This window comes from Paenibacillus sp. 10L310 (genome assembly GCF_056395745.1).
This window is the reverse complement of record NZ_JBFTKC010000003.1, coordinates 24,102-45,772: the sequence shown is the minus strand read 5'-3', so window position 1 is coordinate 45,772 and position 21,671 is coordinate 24,102. Positions and strand designations below refer to the sequence as shown.

The 21,671-nt window shown below is 47.4% G+C and carries 17 protein-coding genes; 13 read left to right on the top strand and 4 right to left on the bottom strand.

Annotated elements, in window-relative coordinates:
• Window positions 1-6: 6 nt before the first annotated feature.
• The 3 genes from AC1DE7_RS09155 (at window position 7) to AC1DE7_RS09145 (ending at window position 5,993) form a co-directional block, all read left to right on the top strand.
• Window positions 7-2,535 (top strand): molybdopterin cofactor-binding domain-containing protein, encoded by a 2,529-nt coding sequence (locus AC1DE7_RS09155; protein ID WP_477534197.1) that lies wholly within the window; start codon window positions 7-9, stop codon window positions 2,533-2,535.
• The gene (locus tag AC1DE7_RS09150) at window positions 2,532-3,050 is read left to right on the top strand and encodes a (2Fe-2S)-binding protein (RefSeq protein WP_127550719.1); all 519 of its coding nucleotides are present in this window, start codon (window positions 2,532-2,534) and stop codon (window positions 3,048-3,050) included. The genes AC1DE7_RS09155 and AC1DE7_RS09150 overlap by 4 nt, the downstream gene beginning before the upstream one ends.
• Window positions 3,051-3,413: 363 nt before the next feature.
• Window positions 3,414-5,993 carry a X2-like carbohydrate binding domain-containing protein gene (locus AC1DE7_RS09145; protein ID WP_477534196.1) on the top strand — a complete coding sequence of 860 codons (2,580 nt, stop codon included), beginning with the start codon at window positions 3,414-3,416 and terminating at the stop codon, window positions 5,991-5,993.
• 82 nt (window positions 5,994-6,075) lie between these two features.
• Here AC1DE7_RS09145 and AC1DE7_RS09140 read toward each other — a convergent pair whose 3' ends face one another.
• Window positions 6,076-6,720 carry a YczE/YyaS/YitT family protein gene (locus AC1DE7_RS09140; protein WP_477534195.1) on the bottom strand — a complete coding sequence of 215 codons (645 nt, stop codon included), beginning with the start codon at window positions 6,718-6,720 and terminating at the stop codon, window positions 6,076-6,078.
• 123 nt (window positions 6,721-6,843) lie between these two features.
• On the opposite strand from AC1DE7_RS09140, the gene paiA reads away from it, so the two are divergent.
• The 6 genes from paiA to AC1DE7_RS09110 all read left to right on the top strand — a co-directional run bounded on the left by paiA (window position 6,844) and on the right by AC1DE7_RS09110 (window position 13,691).
• Complete coding sequence (gene paiA, locus AC1DE7_RS09135; protein WP_477534194.1) at window positions 6,844-7,362, top strand: spermidine/spermine N(1)-acetyltransferase; 519 nt, start codon at window positions 6,844-6,846, stop codon at window positions 7,360-7,362.
• A gap of 691 nt (window positions 7,363-8,053) precedes the next feature.
• The gene (glpX, locus tag AC1DE7_RS09130) at window positions 8,054-9,136 is read left to right on the top strand and encodes a class II fructose-bisphosphatase (RefSeq protein WP_036613775.1); all 1,083 of its coding nucleotides are present in this window, start codon (window positions 8,054-8,056) and stop codon (window positions 9,134-9,136) included.
• Window positions 9,137-9,416: 280 nt separating this feature from the next.
• Window positions 9,417-10,466, top strand: coding sequence for a LacI family DNA-binding transcriptional regulator (locus AC1DE7_RS09125; RefSeq protein WP_477534193.1), 1,050 nt, complete (start codon window positions 9,417-9,419; stop codon window positions 10,464-10,466).
• Window positions 10,467-10,520: 54 nt separating this feature from the next.
• A complete protein-coding gene (locus AC1DE7_RS09120; RefSeq protein ID WP_477534192.1) occupies window positions 10,521-11,693 on the top strand; it encodes a Gfo/Idh/MocA family protein in 1,173 nt (390 codons plus the stop codon).
• A 69-nt stretch (window positions 11,694-11,762) separates the two neighbouring features.
• Complete coding sequence (locus tag AC1DE7_RS09115) at window positions 11,763-12,488, top strand: ThuA domain-containing protein (RefSeq protein ID WP_477534191.1); 726 nt, start codon at window positions 11,763-11,765, stop codon at window positions 12,486-12,488.
• Window positions 12,489-12,584: 96 nt separating this feature from the next.
• Window positions 12,585-13,691, top strand: coding sequence for a Gfo/Idh/MocA family protein (locus AC1DE7_RS09110; RefSeq protein ID WP_047843312.1), 1,107 nt, complete (start codon window positions 12,585-12,587; stop codon window positions 13,689-13,691).
• Between the two features lie 168 nt (window positions 13,692-13,859).
• Here the strand turns inward: AC1DE7_RS09110 and AC1DE7_RS09105 are convergent, their stop codons facing one another.
• Both AC1DE7_RS09105 and AC1DE7_RS09100 read right to left on the bottom strand, forming a co-directional pair.
• Window positions 13,860-14,678: an SPL family radical SAM protein gene (locus AC1DE7_RS09105; protein ID WP_477534190.1), complete on the bottom strand. Its 819-nt coding sequence runs from the start codon at window positions 14,676-14,678 to the stop codon at window positions 13,860-13,862.
• Window positions 14,675-15,259, bottom strand: coding sequence for a bifunctional transcriptional activator/DNA repair enzyme AdaA (locus tag AC1DE7_RS09100; protein WP_477534442.1), 585 nt, complete (start codon window positions 15,257-15,259; stop codon window positions 14,675-14,677). Before AC1DE7_RS09100 ends, AC1DE7_RS09105 begins: the two co-directional genes overlap by 4 nt.
• 190 nt (window positions 15,260-15,449) lie before the next feature.
• On the opposite strand from AC1DE7_RS09100, the gene AC1DE7_RS09095 reads away from it, so the two are divergent.
• The 3 genes from AC1DE7_RS09095 to AC1DE7_RS09085 are packed head-to-tail and all read left to right on the top strand — an operon-like array spanning window position 15,450 to window position 18,137.
• The gene (locus AC1DE7_RS09095) at window positions 15,450-16,430 is read left to right on the top strand and encodes a Gfo/Idh/MocA family protein (protein WP_477534189.1); all 981 of its coding nucleotides are present in this window, start codon (window positions 15,450-15,452) and stop codon (window positions 16,428-16,430) included.
• Between the two features lie 30 nt (window positions 16,431-16,460).
• On the top strand, window positions 16,461-17,231 hold the full coding sequence (locus AC1DE7_RS09090; protein ID WP_340030521.1) for an SAM-dependent methyltransferase: 771 nt from the start codon (window positions 16,461-16,463) through the stop codon (window positions 17,229-17,231).
• Between the two features lie 12 nt (window positions 17,232-17,243).
• Entirely contained in the window at window positions 17,244-18,137 is an 894-nt protein-coding gene (locus tag AC1DE7_RS09085; protein WP_477534188.1) for an NAD-dependent epimerase/dehydratase family protein, read from the top strand.
• A gap of 239 nt (window positions 18,138-18,376) precedes the next feature.
• Here the strand turns inward: AC1DE7_RS09085 and AC1DE7_RS09080 are convergent, their stop codons facing one another.
• The gene (locus tag AC1DE7_RS09080) at window positions 18,377-19,393 is read right to left on the bottom strand and encodes a LacI family DNA-binding transcriptional regulator (protein WP_477534187.1); all 1,017 of its coding nucleotides are present in this window, start codon (window positions 19,391-19,393) and stop codon (window positions 18,377-18,379) included.
• A 411-nt stretch (window positions 19,394-19,804) separates the two neighbouring features.
• Here AC1DE7_RS09080 and AC1DE7_RS09075 point away from each other — a divergent pair, with 411 nt between their 5' ends.
• Complete coding sequence (locus AC1DE7_RS09075; RefSeq protein ID WP_477534186.1) at window positions 19,805-21,595, top strand: L-fucose isomerase; 1,791 nt, start codon at window positions 19,805-19,807, stop codon at window positions 21,593-21,595.
• Window positions 21,596-21,671 lie beyond the last annotated feature (76 nt).

Below are 21,671 nucleotides of genomic sequence, written 5' to 3'. Positions count from 1 at the left end.
GGCATCATGCTGCTGAATCGGAAACAGAGCGGGAAACGCTGGCACCTGCGGCCAGATGGGGCACCCAAAGTTACAGGCCAACTTCAATATCTGACGGATATGACGTTACCTGACATGATCCATGGCAGAGTATTGCGAAGCGAATATCCTTATGCTCGTATACTGTCTATAGATACTTCGGAAGCTGAGGCATTGGAAGGTGTCTATGCGGTGCTGACCTCCAAAGATGTGCCTGGTCTGAATCGTTTTGGCATAGCGACCCCGGATCAGCCTGTGTTCTGCGAGGATATTGTACGTTATGTTGGGGATGCCATTACAGCGGTAGCTGCGGATTCCCCGGAACGTGCGGCGCTTGCACTGGATGCGATCCGTGTAGTGTATGAGGAACTCACACCTCTGAATAGTACAGACGCTGCCTTGGCTCCAGGTGCACCAGAGCTGCATGAGCATGGACCAGGTAATGTGCTGCATCGGACGGAGATCAAACGTGGAGACGCCGAGCAAGCTTTTGCCACTTGTGATCATATCGTGACAGAGACGTATTATACGCCTCGCCAGATGCATGCGTACATGGAGACAGAAGGTGGCCTGTTTGTCCCGGATGAAGAGGGAAGGCTGAATGTATACGCGGCAACGCAACATGGCTATAAAGACCGGATGCAGCTTGCACGCATTATTGGCTGTCCTGAAGAAGATATCCGGGTGGTGTCTTCACCGATTGGTGGTTCATTTGGCGGAAAAGATGAACTAAACGTACAGCCCTATGGTGCACTACTGGCTTTAAGATGTGGACGTCCTGTGAAAATGCATAATTCACGTAAAGAATCCGTGCGTGCAGGGTTGAAACGTCACCCAATGAAGATTGAAATGCAGACCGGCATGAGTCGAGAAGGCATCATCCAAGCGCATCGTGTCCGTATAACAGCAGATACCGGAGCGTACGCCACACTTGGTGCACCCGTACTGAACTTCTGTACCGAGCATTGCCTTGGACCGTACGCTATTCCAAATGTGGATGTGGAAGGCGTATCTGTATATACGAATAACGGGCTGTCAGGTGAGTTTCGCGGATTTGGCGGGAATCAGGCGATTTTTGCCATGGAAGGCCAGATGGATCGGCTTGCAGCAATCATGAACATGGACCCTTGGGAGTTCCGCAGACGTAATATGAGGGAAAAGAATGATCCTGGACCACTGAATCAACGCATTCTGGTTACGGATGGATTGTCCCAAGTATGGGAGGCATTGGATCGCTCCGAACTGTGGCAAAAACATCAGAGTCCCCCGGCAGATCCTGCTCTGCCGCCGTGGATCAAACGCGGAGTCGGAGCAGCCATCGCTATGCATGGTGCAGGGCTCGGTTATGGCATTCCAGATCCTGCGGGAGGCCGTCTGTCTCTGAACAACGAAGGCAAGATTGAGGTGGCGTTCAGCTACGAGGAATTTGGTCAGGGGCTCATTGCAACGCTGGAAATTATGTTATGTGATCTGTTTCAATGCAGTACATCGGATCTCAGTATTATCATCGGAGATACGGATCGTGTGCCCCACAGCGGATCAAGTACAGCTTCACGTTCAACAACGATGGCATGGATGGCTCTTCAACGCTTGCAGACTCCATTTCGTTCCCGTGTTCTCGCTGTCGCGTCTGAAATGTCAGGTGTTCCGGCAGATGAACTGTTAACAGGACCTGGGGGTATATGGCGCAAAGGCCAGCTTCCTGCCGAAACTTCAGAAGTAGAAACAGATGTGCAAAGAACAGGAAAGAGCGAGAAGAAAGTAGCATTGGCGCTGGAAGGCGTAAATCAAACGTCTGAAGAAGCAGGAAAACTAGAGAAGGCTGAAAGAATTGAAGTGGCTGAGATCGTTGCTGGAGGGACTGAAAGTGATCAAACTGCTGAAAGTAGTTATTTAGGTGCATCTCCATACCTGGCGAAACAGGGAGTTTCATCAGGCTTATTGATCTCGTATGCTGAACTCGCAACGCAGGGCGAAGCCGATGAATGGATTTTTGATACAAAGTTTGATTACCCAACTACGCCAGACAACGTGGTAGGCGGGCATTATTTGTATACGTATGCGGCGGTTGCGGCAGAGGTGGAAGTAAATACTTTGACCGGAGAAACCAAGCTTCTTGATACGCGCCATGTTGTTGCGGCAGGTCCAGTTATCAACCCTATGGGTTATATCGGACAGATTGAAGGTGGCAGTGTCATGGCGCTTGGATTCACGTTAACGGAGGATGCGGTCATGCAGGACAGCCGTTATGTAACCACGAACCTCGACACGTATCTGATCCCAACCATTCAGGATATTCATACCAATCTGGAGGTTGAGGCTATTGAAGACTTACCCGAATGTGATGCGTTTGGTCCTAGGGGGATCGGTGAGATAGGCTCCGTTGCGCTTGCGCCGGCCATAACAGCTGCAATTCACCAGGCGACAGGCGTTTGGGTTAACCGTCTTCCTGTACCGAGGGAACAACTGGTCAGACCTTTAAATGTACCTTTGCAGGAAGGAGTGAGTCCATCATGAGTAAACCACTTGAGAATCACTGGACAGCCGTTGTGAATGGCGAACAAAAACATCTGGAGATCGCGCAAACGACCCGACTTGTCGATGTGCTTCGGACTCATTTGCAACTAACGGGTACCAAAGTATCCTGCGAAGTTGGTCGCTGCGGCGCATGTATGGTTCTGATGGATGGAGAACCCGTGAACTCCTGTCTTGTCATGGCTTATCAATGTGAAGGCAGTGACATTATGACGATTGAAGGTCTGCACGGCGAGGAGAAAGGCACTCTGCATCCGATTCAACAGGCTTTTGTGGAGGAAGGTGGCTTCCAGTGCGGCTACTGTACTCCAGGCATGGTGATCTCAACCAAGGCATTACTGGATGCACATCCTGAGCCTTCTCAAGAACAGATTGAAACAGGATTGTGCGGGAATCTGTGTCGTTGTACCGGCTACGGTGGCATTATTCGGGCGGTACGCAAGGCAGGGGAACGCTGTGTGGTAAAAGAAACGTCTACCGAGGAAACCGTAAGTTGAGGCGGGACGCAGGACGCAGACATAAGCAAGGGCAATTGAAGAAACATACGTGAAAAAGCATCCGAATAGGAATGCTTTTTTTTGTTGTTTATCAGTTTTTCTTTCAAGTACACATCTAATGTGAGATGAAGTTTCATACGCTAAATTGATTGGATTATGAACCGTTTTCGTCAATTATCAAGTCGGAAGAGAGAAAGGAGATATAATGTTCAAAGTACTGGTACAAAAGAAGTTTAAACATTTAAACAAACCATATATTTACAAAAATTGATGCGCATGCTATGTTTAAAATGAAAGCGCCATCATGAATGGGTTCATTGACATTTCATTATCATATTTCACTTGGGAAGGAAGATGGAATTGATGAAAAATTTGCTCAAAAAGGCAACCGCAATGATGCTGGCATTGGTCCTACTGCTTGGATTAATGACAGCGCCCGTTCATGCAGACACACCATTGTTCACCATCGAAAGCGAAGATGCTCAGCTCACCCCGGATCTTCAAGTGGTTACTTCAATCTATGGGCAACCCAAGCCCGGATTCTCAGGGGCCGGATTTGTCTGGATGCAGAACTCTGGCACATTAACCTTCACAGTAACTGTCCCGGAAACCGGCATGTACGCGATCTCCACACGATATATGCAGGAGCTCAGTGCAGATGGCAGGTCACAAAATTTAATCGTGAATGGTGTTACGAAAGGGGCGTTCATGCTACCTTACACGACAACATGGTCAGACTTCGATTTTGGCTTTCACAAGCTGAATCAGGGTGCCAACACGATTGAACTGAAGGCTGGCTGGGGCTTCGCGTATTTTGATACTTTTACAGTGGATCATGCTGATCTGGATCCCCTGAATGTGCAGCCAGTTCTCACTGATCCTGAAGCTACACCTGAAACTCAAATTTTGATGAATTATTTAACGGAGGTATACGGAAACAACATTATTTCTGGTCAGCAAGAGATCTACGGAGGAGGAAATGACGGAGATACAGAGCTTGAATTCGAGTGGATTCATGATCTTACCGGAAAGTATCCTGCAATCCGTGGCTTTGATCTGATGAACTATAATCCGTTGTATGGTTGGGAGGACGGTACAACCGATCGCATGATTGATTGGGTGAATAACCGTGAAGGTATAGCAACAGCTTCCTGGCATATCAATGTGCCTCGTAATTTCAATACGTATGAGCTTGGGGACTTTGTGGATTGGAAAGAGGCGACCTACAAGCCAACAGAAACGAATTTTAATACAGCAAATGCGGTAATTCCCGGTACGAAAGAGTATCAATACGTGATGATGACCATCGAGGATCTGGCAGAACAATTGCTGATTTTGCAAGATAACGATGTGCCAGTGCTTTTCCGTCCGTATCATGAAGCAGAAGGCAACGGCGGGCTGAACGGGGAAGGTGCATGGTTCTGGTGGGCTTCGGCAGGCGCAGAAGTGTACAAAGAGCTATGGGATCTGCTGTATACCGAACTGACCGAGACGTATGGCTTGCATAATCTGATCTGGACCTACAACAGCTACGTATACAGCACTTCTCCTGCCTGGTATCCGGGCGATGATCAGGTAGATCTTGTCGGATATGATAAATACAATACGATCTACAACCGTTATGACGGTTTGTCCGGCGTACCGAATGAGGATGCAATTACCTCGATTTTCTATAAGCTTGTTGAATTGACGAACGGTACGAAAATGGTAGCCATGACGGAGAACGACACGATCCCAAGCGTGAAAAATCTGACCGAGGAGAAATCAGGATGGCTGTACTTCTGTCCTTGGTATGGCGAACATCTGATGAGTTCTGCTTTTAATTACCCGGCAACATTGAAAACGCTTTATCAAAGTGATTATGTCATTACGTTGGATGAGCTGCCAAATCTAAAGGTTAACAATCCCAACCCCAGTGCATCCATCACACCTGGAAACGTTGAATTTGACAAATACACCCCCAATCAAAGCGATAAAACCGTAACCGTGAATGCAAACGGCAATACGCTAACTGCTCTCCGGGCAGGCAACAATGCGTTGACCGCAACGACAGATTATACCTTGAACGGAAGCACATTGCTGTTGAAAAAAGCTTATCTGGCAACCTTGCCAGTTGGTGAGCATTCGATTGTTCTGGATTTTAATCAAGGCCAGGACCCTGTGTTAAAAGTCAAAATTGTGGATTCAACACCGGGTACAAATGCTGTGATTTCTCCTGTGAATGCAACATTTGATAAAGCGACGAATCCCGCACAGGATATTTCCGTATCTCTCACCTTAAACGGCCGTCAGCTTACAGGCATCACAAAGGGGAATGTTACACTTGTATCAGGTCAGAATTATACAGCATCCAGCTCTGCTGTTGTTCTGAACAAATCCTATCTTGCTACACTACCGCTGGGCCAGAACGTATTGACCTTTCACTTCAATGGAGGAAATAACGCTGTGCTAACGGTGAACGTAGTAGACAGTACCGTTACTGTGCCAGCAGGGGATTTGACGATTCAAGCTTTTAACGGCAATACAAGTGCATCCACTAACGGCGTCTCACCCAAGTTCAAATTGGTCAACTCAGGCAATTCGGATATTCCGTTAAGTGATGTAAAACTTCGGTATTACTATACAATTGATGGGGAGGAAGCTCAGAGTTTCTGGTCCGACTGGGCCAGTATGGGCAGTGCGAATGTAACGAGCAATTTCGTTAAACTGGCGACTCCAGTTGCCGGAGCGGATCATTATCTTGAAGTGGGTTTTACAAGTGCGGCGGGATCACTGAATGCGGGCCAGAGCGCAGAGATTCAAACGCGCTTTTCCAAAAATAATTGGTCGAATTACACTCAGACTAACGATTACTCGTTCAAGGCAACCGGTAGTCAGTTCGCAAACCATGATAAGGTTACCGGGTATGTGAACGGTCAGCTGGTATGGGGGATTGAGCCGTAAAGGTAGATAGCACGTTTAATGGGCTGGATCAGGGTTTGAACCTCTGATTCAGCCTTTTTATGGTGTAGAAGGTGTACACCGATTAGACGGAATGTTCTTTTTCACTTGTAGTATGTGACGACGTATCCACGTCTGTTAATATGCGATCTATTATCTTTTTCGTATGGCCCATAATGAACTGAAGAAGTACACCTGCACAACATACGGTTATCAACGTTCCAACCCCGATTGGCCCACTGAGCAGAAACGCCAGAATTAAAAATACAAGGTAAATGAACGTTCTCGATACAAATAAGGGTGTTTGAGTGATTTCATGCAAGATTAATGTTAAGCGGTCAATCGGAATGGGTGCAAAATTGGTCTGTAAATAAATTGCCGTGCCGATACTTATGATCACTAAACCAATGACAAAAGTCATTAATTTGCTGTACCAAACTTCGGGTGTGATCAAGGAATCAGATACATAAAGCCAGATATCAATCCCGACACCAGTAATGAATGCGGTGACGAGTCCCAAAAACTCGGGTTTTTGCTGCTTCAAAAGCGAATTACATCCAATTAATAGGAAAGCAATGATGACCTCCCAGCTTCCTACACTTAGCCCTACATGATGTGACAGCCCTACCAGAAGTGCATCAAACGGTGAGGTGCCCAGTTCAGATTGGATGGTAAGGGAAATGCCAAGTGTTAAGATGAGAATACCTGCGACAAAAAGTATATATTTCAAATTCATTCAACCTCTTTTTCAATATTATGTTGCAAATACAACAAAATTGAGCTAAATTCAATGTAACCCTTTTTTAGTGCATTTGCAACAAACGATTAACTTGTTAAAGGAATGTGAATATAGATGACGATTCGTATAGAGATATGTACCATTGAACATGTATGTGAACTGCAGGAGATTAGTTATGAGACGTTTAATGAAACGTTTAAAGCGCAAAATTCACCCGAAAACATGAAAGCTTATCTGGAAAAGGCGTTTAATCGGGAGCGATTAGAAACTGAACTGTCCATAGCGGATTCACAATTTCTTTTTATTTATGTCAACCACAAAGTGGCAGGGTACATGAAGGTAAATATCAATGATGCTCAGTCTGAGAATATGGGTGTGGAATCTCTTGAGATCGAGCGTGTGTACATCAAGAAAGAGTTCCAAAAACATGGCTTGGGTAAGGTACTGCTCCATAAAGCCATAGAGATGGCAACAGAACATCACAAAACGAATATCTGGTTAGGCGTGTGGGAGAAAAATGAAAATGCCATTGCATTTTATGAAAAGATGGGTTTTGTACAGACAGGAGCCCATGCTTTTTACATGGGAGATGAGAAACAGATTGATTTTATAATGACCAAAAAGATATTGTAACGGGATCATCGAAGGAAAAGCTTGAGAGAAAAATGCTATTGAGCAGAATTCTTTCAGGCTTTTTTATGTTTTGCCAGAACCGTTGAATAATAAAATGAAGAAATTGGCCGAGGTTAATACATAACAAATATTATGTAAACTTATTATTTTCGATGACCTTCATAAGCTGCATCTATGGCTTTAGCAAAAGTTAAAGGCCTGACTAATACATAATTGGCAGTAATATTTTGCTCAATAATCGTGAAGGTAATAGGCTGATCTCAAGGATCATCAATACAATTTATTAGTTTATTCCTACGTTTGGACAGTCGGCCGAAAATCGTTTTCGTTCGTAGTTTGTTAGATAGCGTTACGTTCTTAATAATCAGTATATAAGTTGTATATACCTCATGTTAAAAGAACTTTTTGCGCATGAAATGGATGTGTTAATCCACCATGTTGAATTATTTAGTTTTAGAGCGGAAAATGGAAAATAAAATTAATATTTCAGGTGAGAAATCAGGAGGATTGGACTCTTAAAACCAGCCGAAAAAAGGAGCGAAATCGATCAATATATTAATTGGATAAATAAGGGGTTAATCGTTAAAAAGGCGCTACTACGCCGATTATAGATCAATTTCATATGGATTTGCGATGGATTTAGTACCGCTTTCACGTTATGCTTTTGGAAATTGGAAAGGAAGTGGGAAAAATGGAACGCGAACTGGCGTTGGAAATTGTCAGAGTAACAGAATTGGCTGCGTTAGCTTCAGCCCCCTGGATGGGACGAGGCGACAAGAACAGTGCAGATGAAGCGGCTACTTTGGCCATGCGCGCCATGTTCGATTCCGTGTCCATTCGCGGCACGGTGGTAATCGGTGAAGGAGAAATGGATGAAGCACCCATGTTGTACATCGGCGAGGAAGTAGGCAACGCTGAGGGCCCTGAGGTTGACGTGGCTGTAGACCCGCTCGAAGGTACAGAAATCGTGGCCAAAGGACTAAACAACGCTCTATCGGTTATTGCAGTGGCGGGAAAAGGTAACCTGCTCCACGCACCGGACATGTATATGGAGAAACTGGCGGTAGGGCCTGCGCTTGTAGGCAAGGTCAGCATTGAAGACCCGGTTGAAGTCACACTGGAGAAAGCCGCTGCCGCATTGAACAAAAACATCTCGGACCTCACTGTGATGATTCTGGATCGTGTGCGACACGAGAGTACCATCAAGACGCTACGCAAGGTTGGCGTACGGATCAAGTTTCTCAGTGACGGTGATGTTGCGGGTGCGATGGCACCGGCCTTCCCGGAGGCGGGCATTGATCTGTATGTCGGATCTGGAGGAGCGCCAGAAGGTGTGCTGGCTGCCGCAGCGCTATCTTGCCTTGGGGGTGAGATCCAAGGTCGTCTGATGCCTGCCAACGCAGACGAATTCCAGCGTTGCTTGCAGATGGGGATCGATAATCCCTACAAAGTGTTAACGATGCAGGATATGATCGGCACGGAGGATGTCATTTTTGCCGCAACGGGTGTGACGCCAGGTGAGATCTTGGGAGGGGTACGATATCTTGCGGATGATCGTGCCGAGACGGATTCGATAGTTATGCGTGCCAAAACCAAAACAATTCGGTTTATTCGTTCCCAACACTTCCTGCCGAACAAAGAAGTGTTGCACAAAGTAAGACAGCTCCAATCCACGCCAGAACCCTCGGATCGCATTCCGAGTCATGCGAAAACGATGGAGCAAGCTGAGTTTAGTCAATCCTCCGTTGATCTTGGCGTTACAACGACGTTGTGAGCTGCACTCCCCATAATTGAACAAACAGGATCAACTGAAATCGTTGTAGTGAGTTTGATAAGTAACTTGAACCTCTAAGGTTACAGGGCACGGATTCAATGAAAGTACCATCTCTGGCAAGATAATAATGAGGGCTTGGATTAACCCAAACCCTCATTATTTTTTTGTGTTAAAATCATTGACAACGGTTACATGGCATGAGAAAATGTACGCGCGTACATAAATATCGATTTGTTAATTATTACATCATTTATAGGTGAGCTAGAAGGGGGTGAAATTCATGGCATCTCGTAAAGAAGTGGCTGATCTTGCGGGTGTTTCCGAGGCGACGGTCTCCCGGGTGCTTAATGGGGTAGGTCCTATTAAAGAAGAGACACGCCGCAAGGTTCTTGAAGCTTCCGAACAGTTAGGCTATGTGCCCAGCGCGCTTGCTCGCAGTTTTGCCAGAAGTAAAAGCGGAAACCTTGGCGTGGTATTACCTTATGTTCCGAAGGCGCATCTGTTCTCGGCGTATTTCTTCTCGGAAATGCTGAGTGGGATTGGAAGCAAAGCCAGAGACAATAGCATGGACCTGTTGGTTATGTTCCGAACACCCGGTGAAGTGATGAATTATACGGATCTGTTCCGGCGTCAGAAAGTGGACGCCTGCATTATCCTTGGTGCCAGAGATGATCATGAAGAACTGGCGGCCATGCAGCAACTTCATCAAGAAGGACACCCATTCTGTGTCATGAATCAGCATTTTGAGGGCCAATCGTTCACGGAAGTGGATGCGGATCATGTGGAAGGAAGCAGACTTGCCATACGGCATCTTACGGATCAGGGGTATCGCAAAATCGCTTTTCTCAATGGTCCAGACAGCTATTCCAACAGCCAGGAGCGAATGGAAGGCGTTCGTCTTGGCCTGCAAGAAGCAGGTATGGAGCTGAAGCCGAGTCTATTGCTTAAAGGGAATTATAGTAGAAGAAGTGGCATTGAGGCGGCAGCGATTGTAGCAGATCGCCTACATGAGATTGATGCTGTATTTGCGGCCAATGACCGGATGGCCATTGGTATCATGCATGGTTTACGTGAGCGGGGAATAGGGCCTGCGGATTTTCCGGCATTTGTGGGTTATGACGACTCTGATGCCGCCGAGATGGCGGTTCCGCCGCTGAGCAGCGTCAGGGTTCCATTTTTTGAGATGGGTGAACTTGCAGTATCGAAGCTTATGCATGGGTCTGTGGGTGATACACATGAAGCGAATAACTCTGTTGTAGCGGTACCCAAATCTGCGAGAGCGTTGTTGCCTACCGAACTGATTATCCGTGCTTCTTCTATCCGTCAATAGTTTATTGGTACACATATTGAAAGACTTTTTATTATTCCAAAGGAGGAAATGATCATGTCAAATCGTCTTCGTGTCGGAATGGTTGGATACAAGTTTATGGGGAAGGCCCACAGTAATGCCTATCGCAGTCTGCCGATGTTTTTCCCGTCTACTCCGTTGCAACCTGAGATGTCTGTGATCTGTGGACGTAACGAGCAGGGAGTGCACCAGGCAGCGAATCAGTTCGGTTGGTCCGAAAGTGTAACGGATTGGCGTGAACTGGTGAAGCGGGATGATATCGATCTGATTGATATTAACGCACCAAGTGATGCCCATAAGGAAATTGCGTTGGAAGCAGCTCGTCAGGGCAAACATCTGTTTTGTGAGAAGCCTCTGGCCCTGTCGCTTGCGGATTCGCGTGAGATGCTTCAGGCAGCTGAGGATGCTGGAGTCGCACATATGGTCGGGTTCAACTACCGTTTCTCACCAGCGGTGCAATTAGCGAAGGATCTGGTGGAGAGCGGACGACTGGGTAAAATCTATCATTTCCGTGCTTTTTTCTTGCAGGACTGGATCATGGATCCTTCGTTCCCGCTGGTATGGCGTTTGCAAAAAGAAGTGGCTGGCTCCGGTTCCCACGGGGATCTGGGTGCACACTTAATCGACCTGGCTCGTTTCCTCGTTGGTGAATTCCAGGAAGTCATCGGCATGAGCGAAACCTTCATCAAAGAACGACCGCTTGCAGCTGAGATGACCGGTCTGAGTGCAAAGGGCAGTTCGAATGCGGATGCACCGAAAGGAGAAGTGACCGTCGACGACGCTACGTTGTTCCTGGCACGATTCGCAGGAGGGGCGCTGGGCAGCTTCGAGGCTACACGTTTTGCAGCGGGGCATCGCAGTACGAACTCGTTTGAGATTAACGGCAGTCTCGGCAGTGTACGATTTGATTTTGAGCGGATGAACGAACTGGAAGTGTATTTCACAAAGGATGAAGAGGACGTGCAGGGATTCCGCCGTGTACTGGCGACCGATCCGGCACATAAATATGCTGAAGCCTGGTGGCCTGCTGGACATACGATTGGATTCGAGCACACGTTCACCCATGAAATGCTGGAGCTGGTGACAGCGATCTCTGAAGGACGCCAACCATCACCGAGTTTCCACGATGGGGTCGCGTGTCAGGCTGTACTGGAAGCAGTAGAACGTTCGGTAACAGAACGGCGCTGGGTGACGCTTGAAGAGATGTGAGCAAGCAAGACAGTGACGTCAGAAATAAGGTTGAACACATAAAACTAGGCGAAAGCGAGTGAATAAACGATGAGTAAAGCACTGATTGTATGGGGCGGCTGGGATGGACATGAACCGGAGCAGGTAGCAGCGATATTTGAGCGTATTTTGAAGGAAGAGCAGTTTGAGGTTGAAGTCTCGAATACGTTGGAGTCTTATGCGGATGCAGAGAAGCTGCTAGGTCTGGATCTGATTGTGCCGTTGTGGACAATGGGACAGATTGAGCAAGAACTCGTCAATAACGTATCAGCGGCTGTTCAGAGCGGTGTGGGCTTGGCTGGTCTTCATGGCGGGATGTGTGATGCCTTCCGAAATAACGTAGACTGGCAGTTTATGACGGGTGGACAATGGGTTGCTCATCCAGGTAACGATGGTGTGGAGTATATGGTGAACATGAAGCGTGGCTCTAGCCCGTTATTGGATCATATCGAAGATTTTCAGGTGAAAAGTGAACAGTACTACCTGCACGTAGACCCGGCAGTGGAAGTGCTGGCAACAACTCGTTTCCCAGTGGTGGCTGGTCCGCATGCGGCGAATGGTCCTGTAGATATGCCTGTTGTCTGGACAAAACGCTGGGGCGCAGGACGGGTATTCTACAACTCACTGGGACATCATGCAGACATTGTAGACATGAAACCCGTGACTGAAATGATGCGCAGTGGGTTCAAATGGACAGCAGCAGGCAAAGAACTTGCCAAGAGTCGATTAAGTTCAGCAACCGAAGTGTACACAGGTATGGCGGACAACCAGAACTAATGAGATTATAGTTTGATTGCAAACGTAACTTCAGTGTTAACCATTCATCCTCAATGGATAAACCATTTCTGATCCACGGCGAAGGGAGCCCCAGGTATGAAAACAATGAAAGTAGGCATTATTGGCTGCGGTAAAATCAGCGGTATTTATATGGAAAACTGTCACCGGTTCGAGGTGCTGGAACTTGTTGCTGTTGCGGATCTCGACCGGAAACGTGCCGAGGAGCAGGCAGCAGCCTATAACGTGCCTAACGTATACAGCGTCGACGAAATCTTGGCTGATCCCGAGATTGAGCTGATCATCAACCTGACGATTCCTTCCGTTCATGCGGATGTATGCTTGCGGGCGCTTGAATCTGGCAAACATGTGTATGTAGAAAAACCGCTCGCTGTTACCCGTGAAGAAGGGCAGGCCGTGCTTGAAACAGCGAAGCGTAAGGGACTGCTCGTGGGTTGTGCACCAGAAACGTTCTTTGGTTCAGGCATCCAGACTTCCCTTCAATTGGTGGAAGAAGGGGTAATCGGCAAGCCGGTGGCGGCGACCGCATTTATGATGAGCCGTGGTCATGAGCATTGGCACCCAGATCCGGAGTTTTATTACGCGTCAGGCGGTGGGCCAATGTTTGACATGGGTCCGTACTACCTCACCGCATTGGTCCAACTAATGGGCCCGATCAAGTCAATTGCAGGCATGACGGGTAAAGCCATGGAAGAACGGACGATTACGAGTGAGAAAAAGAGAGGTCAGACGGTTCCCGTCGAAATTCCAACTCACGTTACCGGTCTGTTACAGTTTGAACAGGGAGCCATTGGCACACTGATTACAAGTTTTGACGTATTTGGCGGAAGTGCATTGCCACCGATTGAGATATATGGCACGCACGGTACATTGCAGGTACCTGACCCCAACACCTTTGGTGGTCCGGTTCGTTATCGCTTGCTGGGTGAACATGAATGGACGGAAGTTCCGCTCCTCCCAGGATATCAGGAAAATACACGCGGCATCGGTGTGGCAGATATGGCCTATGCAGCACATAGTGGACGTGCACACCGTGCGAGTGGGGAACTGGCATACCACGTACTTGAGGCCATGTGGGCATTCCACGATTCATCAGATGAACAGACGTTCTACCAGATGAAAAGCTCGTGTCAGCGCCCGGCTGCATTGCCGGTGGATCTGCCATTGTATACATTGGATAAATAAGATAGCCATTATGACTTATATTATGATAAACAGCCCCTTTTCCTTCGAACAAGGAAAGGGGCTGTTTTTTATTAAATCAAAAAAATCTGGGAATAACAGCGATCGGAAGGTTGTTCTGTCATCGGAGTGACCAGTGTAAATATTCTTTAGTTCAGCTTATATATCCATTTAGGGCTCAAATCCCGCCTGACTGATCCAGATCTCATCCTCGGCAAAATAGTCTTTCATCCGCTGAACTACAGTCTGATACGCATCTGGATGATACCAATGCTCCATCCCCACTTGCTGATAGAGCGACTCCATACCGAGTCGGCGGGTGCGCTTGCCCTCACTGCCATCGCCCATGAAATAATCGTCAATGCATACACGCTGAACCAGAGGTCTCAAGATGGCAGCAAACTGTTCACTGCTGGGTAATACTGGAGCAATCGCAACCTGCGTGGGTATTCCGGCATCCCGCAACTGTTCCAGTGCACGTAATCGGCCTGCAATTGGGGGAGCGGAAGGACTGAAATGCTTCCGCATATCGTCCAGATCTGTCTCCACCGTCATGCTGACCCGAACCCGGTCACTTAACTGCTGTAGCAGATCTATATCCCGGGTAACGAGTGGACTGCGGGTCTGGACTAATACGAAATCTGGAGGATGCTGTACCATCGTTTCAAGTAATGAACGCGTGATACACTCCTTGTATTCGGCGGGTTGATACGGGTCGGTACTGGATGACATGAACAGAGTAACTTTCCCTTTGGTCAGGGCACGCTGCAACTCTTTGGCGAACACCCGGGAGGCCTCTTGTTTTACATCCACCCAGCTCCCCCAATCCTCTTTACGAAATAGGGAGACAGGCATCTGTCTGACATAACAATAAGAACAACCGAAGGCGCAGCCTGTGTAAGGATTCAGTGTATGTGTATATCCATTAAGGAACCCTGTCCCCTTGTTGAGTAACGTTTTGGGTACTTTGTAAGTAAGATTTGTCTTCATAAGTTCTCATGCCTTTCGCGGTAGTGTGCAGGTGTGAGACCTGTGTGTTTGCGAAATACAGTAATGAAATAAGCTGAGTTAGGTATACCGACATGGCGGCCAATATCGGTGACGGTAAGTCCGGTATGTTCAAGCAACTTCCGGGCTTCGGTAATTCGTTTATTCTGAATATATTGAACCGGTGTGCGGCCTGTAATCCGCTTGAACACACGATGCAGATGATAAGGACTGCCATGACTTACAGTGGCAAGGACATCCAAGGTTAGAGGTTCGGCGTAATGATGTTCGATGTAATTCGTGATCCCATATATCCACTCCTGATCAGGTACCCGCTCGCCTGTAGGTTTACAACGTTTGCAGGGTCTGAACTTTCGTGCCAATGCTTCTTCAACATGTTGAAATATCAGCACATTTTCAGCTTTGGGTGCTCTGGACTTACAGGAAGGTCGGCAAAAGATACCCGTTGTCTGCACACCGTAAAAGAACGTTCCATCATAAGAATTATCGTTGTGGATGATGGCGTGCCAGTATTTTTCATCTATAGATTCGGGCAGTATGCGATCTTGATCTCGACTTTCCACGGTGATCACCTCATCTCTAATTATACCCTTGATTCGAAGGGATTGACGAAGTTCTAACTTAAAAAGCAAGATATCAATATTTGGGGATATGGCCCCTTCCTTCAATCTGAACGAAATATGAGCTACAATATACAGGATGGAAGTGGTTTATATCTCAAATGAAATTTATAGATGAAAGAGGTAGGTAAGCATGGTTCGTTTTGGAGTAGTGGGTACCAACTGGATTACAGAAAGGCTTCTTGAAGCCGCAGCACAGGTTGAAGGATTCAAATTAACCGCCGTGTATTCAAGAACTGAAGATAAGGCTATTGCATTCGCAGATAAATATGATGTTGAACACCGATTCACCGATCTGGAAGAGTTGGCGGCAAGTGATGTGATTGATGCAGTCTACATCGCAACACCGAATACGGTTCATGCGGAGCAGGCTGAGCTTTTTCTGAGAAACGGTAAACATGTATTGTGCGAGAAACCTCTGGCTGCAAATAGCGCCGAAGTTCGGAGTATGATCGATACTGCACGAGAACACGAGGTTCTGCTCATGGAAGCGATGAAATCGACTCTTGTTCCCCAGTTCAAAATGGTGCAGAAGAGCCTGCATAAAATCGGTCCTGTCCGCAAATACGTAGCAGGATACTCTCAGTATTCTTCGCGTTACGACAAGTACAAAGAGGGGATTGTCCTGAACGCGTTCAAGCCTGAACTCGCTAATGGGGCGTTAATGGATCTCGGTGTGTATTGTCTCTATCCATTGATTACGTTGTTCGGTGAACCTAACCGGGTTCAATCCCAAGCGATGATGCTGGAATCTGGCGTGGATGGACAAGGTAGTGTGCTGCTGGACTATGATGGGATGGATGCGGTCGTTACATACTCTAAAATCTCCAACTCTCATCTGCCAAGCGAAATCATGGGGGAACTGGGCAGTATCATCATTGACAAGATTGGTTCACCGGAACATGCAGAGATACGATACAATGACGGTACGGTGGAGCAGCTCACAGTCGAACAAAACCATCCGGCAATGTATTATGAAGTGGAGGAGTTCGTGAATCTGGTTCAGGAAGGCAAAAAGGAATCTGACATGAACACGTATGAACGCTCCTATGTTACGATGCAGGTCATGGATCAGATTCGGAAGCAGATTGGGCTTGTGTTCCCTAACGATTGATTCAAGCGCAGGAAAGGAAGCTGAGACGAGATGAGCAGAGATGAGCAGAGCAACAGTAGAGTAAAGAAGAAGAACCGTAGAGAAGGTAATCGGTCCAGTAATTCTGGCGGTTTGGAACTGAAACAGATCGTTTTCATAGGAAGAACCTTCGAAGAATATATGAAGATGTTCAACCTGACGGTGGACGAGATTAATGGCAAGTCTATTCTGGATTGTCCAGGTGGAGCATGTTCGTTCAGTAGCCAGGCGCGCAAGTTGGGTGCTGATCCCGTGGCCGTGGATATTGCCTACGAATACGAGATCGACGAGCTTGAAATAAAGGGATTTCAGGACATTGAGCATACGATGAAACAGATGGAACCCGTGCAAGGGAGATATGTGTGGGATCAATTTGGATCAATCCAGGGGTTAAAGGAAGAACGAACTCGTGCCATCACAGATTGCATCGCAGATATGAGAATGTTTCCTGACCGTTATGTGGCGTCTGTGCTCCCGGATCTACCCTTTGCAGATGAACAATTCGATCTGACGTTATCCGCCCATTTCCTGTTTACGTATGCGGATCGATTGGATGTTGATTTTCATGTTGCAACCATAATGGAGTTGCTGCGTGTGACCAAACAAGAGGTTCGCATTTTTCCAACAGTGGATCTGTCTGGCGAACGTTACAAACACATGGATGAGTTGAAATTAATACTCGAAGAGCGTGGGTGTACGGTATCCGAAGAACCAACTTCATATGAGTTTCAACGGAATGCTCATACCATGCTTCAAATTGTTAAACATAATCGAACAAGATAGGAGGTTTTTTGGATGAATAAAGTACTTATACTTGGGGGTACACGTTTTTTTGGTAAACGTCTGGTGGATCACTTGCTGTGGGAAGGGAAGTCTCAGATCACAGTCGCAACTCGTGGTAAAACGGATGTCGACTTCGGACCCGAAGTAAACCGAATCAAGATGGATCGTAAAGACCCGGAATCTCTGGCAGAGGTTGCACAGACAGACATGTGGGATGTTGTGTACGATAATATTTGTTATTCTCCAGATGCGGCGAAAGCGGCATGTGAAGCTTTTGCAGGACGCACCAAAAGATACGTTCTGACATCCACACTCTCGGTGTACGGTGATCCCAGACCTGGATTTAAGGAAACGGATTTTGACCCGTATACATATCCATTGCAGTATGGAAGTGCAGAGGATTTTTCGTATGGAGAAGGCAAACGGCTTGCGGAGGCTGTGTTTTTTCAGGAAGCGGATTTCCCGGTTGTGGCGATGCGCATTCCCATTGTACTCGGGATTGATGATTATACGAGAAGACTTCATTTTCATATTGAACATGTGCAAAAAGGAAAACCGATCGGCATGCCAAATCCGGATGCGGAGATTGGATTTATCAATTCCACCGAAGCGGCAAGATTTCTCGCTTGGCTTGGACATTCGTCCATTACAGGTCCGGTGAATGCAGCTTCCAAGGGTGCGATTACGCTGTCAGCCATGATACATCTGATCGAGACGGTCACGGGCATGCAGTCCCAGATCCTCACGGAAACGGTGAAAGAGGACATGTCACCCTTCGGAATTGAGCAATCATGGACGATGGAGACGACCAAAGCTGAACAAGCGGGGTATACGTTCGAACCTTTGATGGACTGGTTCCCGGGACTCGTTCGTGAGGTCGCTCTTGCATTACAGTCGGAGCGGTAGAAATATCGGTCCGGATGGAACCAAAATGAATTCGACGAGCCTTAGTGAAACAGACGAACCAAACGGCTCGAACGACGGATTATTTCAGCGAATGAACATCCAACAGGGTGCAACCAGAGTGTAATCTCCGGTGCACCCTGTTTATGTTGTACATTTTTACGAATTTGAACGGGACCTAATTTAGATAAGTGGGACTAATCATTTACACGATATTATTTAGTCAACTCACGCGCTTAACTCTATTTTTGCTCACGTGGAGCAGTAGCTGATGCCCGTATGCGCAGTTCTGACGGTAGAATGACGGTTTGGGCTTCGGAAGGGGACTTACCCTCAATTCGGTCAATCAGCATCTGTACGCCCTGAAACCCAAAGTCATATGCTGGCTGTGCAGCTACAGTCAGGAAAGGATCGAAGGCAGAAGCCAGATCCAGATCGTCGAAACACACAACAGAAATGTCTTCTGGTACACGCAGTCCTCGTTTGCGCAAAAGCCGAATGACCCCAATCGCCAGCATGTTGTTGGCTGCAAAAATGGCTGTTGGTTGATTTGGTTGAGAGAGTAGTCGATCGAGTCCCTCTACATCACTGAAATCCCGGTACCCGGTTCGAAGCACAAGCTCGGGATCAATATCAGCTCCGGCCTCTCGTAAACCCGCTATATAACCTTCCTCCCGCAGTCTGGCGGTAGAAACCTCCGAAGAACCATTGACCAGTGCAATGCGCCGGTGCCCCAATTGCACCAGATATCGGATCAGAGCAATCGCGCCTTCCCGGCTATCTCCAGCAATGATATCTGACGTAATGCCAGGTACGGTGCGGTCCAGAAAAACAAACGGAATGTGACGTTCCTGCAGCTGTTTCAGATGTTGGAGAGAACGATCTCCCGCTGGGGCAAAGAGTACACCATCCACACGAGTAGACAGAATCGCATCTACATAATCCTTTTCCTTTTTGTAATCCTCGTCACTATTGCCGAATAAAAGACGGTACCCACGAAGATGGGCTGCATCTTCAGCACCACGCGCCAGTGTTGTATAAAAAGGGTTGGTAATATCCGTAATAAGCAGGGAGAGCATCTGGGTTCGTTGAAGCACAAGGCTACGTGCATTGGAGTTCGGGATGTAACCCAGTTCGTCGATCACCTGTTGCACACGTTCACGTGTCGCGGAACTTATACGGCCTGTATGATTAATGACCTTGGAGACCGTCATGGCGGAGACGTTGGCTTTTTTGGCAATATCGTAAATGGTAATCATTAGAATCTAACCTTTCCGCAACATAGTCTTACCATTCTATAGGATAATGTCAATTGACAGCAAGATAGGCTCGTGCTATGTTAGGGTTACCGATAACCCTAAAGGGTTCTGAACGTCTTTACTACATAAACCATTTCGTTGAATTCGCTCATGCACGTTCCATTTTCTTGAATAGAGGAACTACATACATAGCTAATTAATGAAATGGTTTATTGTTATTTTTTAAATATGTAAACGTATTCAAACTAAAATAAGGCTCTTGGTAATCTGTGTATGCAGCTCTTGCGTGCCACCCGGGTATCGGTTGTATTTCCGTCATTATTTCATTCCAATCAATGCATATGGATCAGACAGAAGGCTACTCAATTCAACCCAAATTCTATGAAACGAATTGAAGGAGGACATTCCAGTATGACACATCAGGATTATCGTTATAAGCAGGCTTTTCCCAAGATTGGTATTCGTCCCACGATTGATGGAAGACGCAAAGGTGTTCGGGAGTCACTGGAAGAACAAACGATGAGGATGGCGACATCTGTTGCGGAACTGCTTGCAGCTGAACTGCGTTATCCTGACGGCTCCGCTGTGGAGTGTGTTGTGGCCGAGACCTGTATTGGCGGAGTGGCTGAAGCGGCCGCAGCATCAGAACTATTCAGCCGTTCCAACGTTGGCGTAACAATCACCGTGACACCATGCTGGTGTTATGGTACGGAAACGATGGATATGTCACCATCCACTCCAACAGCCATCTGGGGTTTTAACGGAACTGAACGTCCGGGTGCAGTCTATCTGGCAGCGGTACTTTCTGCTCATGCACAGAAGGGGATTCCTGCCTTTGGAATCTATGGAGAGGATGTTCAAGACGGCGGGGATACAACAATTCCCGAGGACGTGCGTGAGAAATTGCTCCGGTTCAGCCGCGCGGGTCTTGCAGCCGCGACCTTGAAAGGGCAAGCGTATCTGTCCATTGGATCGGTATCCATGGGGATTGCAGGTTCGATTGTGAACGATTCATTTTTCCAAGAGTATCTGGGCATGCGTAATGAATACGTGGATATGAGTGAACTCACTCGTCGTATCGAAGAAGAAATCTACGACCCCGAGGAGTATAAGCTCGCACTGGCCTGGGTGAAGGAGAATTGTAGCGAGGGTCCGGACAACAACGCTGCCCATCTGCAAACGGATCGCAAACGCAAAGAGTACGAATGGGAAACCGTTGTGAAAATGACCCAAATTGTGCGTGACTTGATGGCGGGCAACCCAAGATTGGCAGAGCTTGGTTTTACAGAGGAATCGATGGGCCACCACGCGATTGTATCCGGCTTCCAGGGACAACGGCAGTGGACAGATCATTCACCTAACGGAGATTTTCTGGAGTCGATATTAAACTCTTCCTTTGACTGGAATGGCAAACGTGCGTCTTATCTGGTTGCAACGGAGAATGACAGCCTGAACGGGGTATCGATGTTATTCGGTTCGCTGCTGACGCATACGGCGCAGATCTTTGCTGATGTGCGTACGTATTGGAGTCCGGATTCAGTACAGCGTGTGACGGGGCACCAGTTGGAAGGAAACGCAAAGGATGGCATTCTGCATCTAATCAACTCTGGTTCGGCAGCCTTGGATGGCACTGGGCAACAGTCCAGAGATGGTAAGCCTGTACTCAAGCCTTTCTGGGAAATTACAGATGAGGAAGTTCAGGACTGCCTGAAAGCAACATCATGGAGACCGGCATCCGTAGAGTATTTCCGTGGGGGCGGCTATTCAGCGGATTTTCTGACCAAAGGTGGCATGCCTGTAACGATGACACGTCTAAATCTGGTCAAAGGACTGGGACCAGTGTTGCAAATCGCTCAGGGTTACACAGTCGATCTGCCTGAAGATGTGCATGATACGCTGGATCAGCGGACAGATCCAACCTGGCCATCCACTTGGTTTGCACCTGTTCTAACTGGAGCGGGAGCTTTTACTTCCGTATACGAGGTCATGAATCAATGGGGAGCGAACCATGGCTCCATCTCATACGGACATATTGGTGCAGATCTGATTACGCTCGCTTCCATGCTTCGCATTCCGGTAAATATGCATAATGTACCTGAAACGGAAATTTTCCGTCCGCGTGCATGGGGATTATTCGGCACAAGTGAGCCGGAGAGCGCAGACTACCGTGCTTGCAGTGTGTTTGGCCCGTTGTATCGTTAAAATAAAGTTCCATTCCTGTCAAACGCCATGTTCCTTGTGAGATGAGGTAACATGGCTTTTTCTTGAAAGCTGTGCT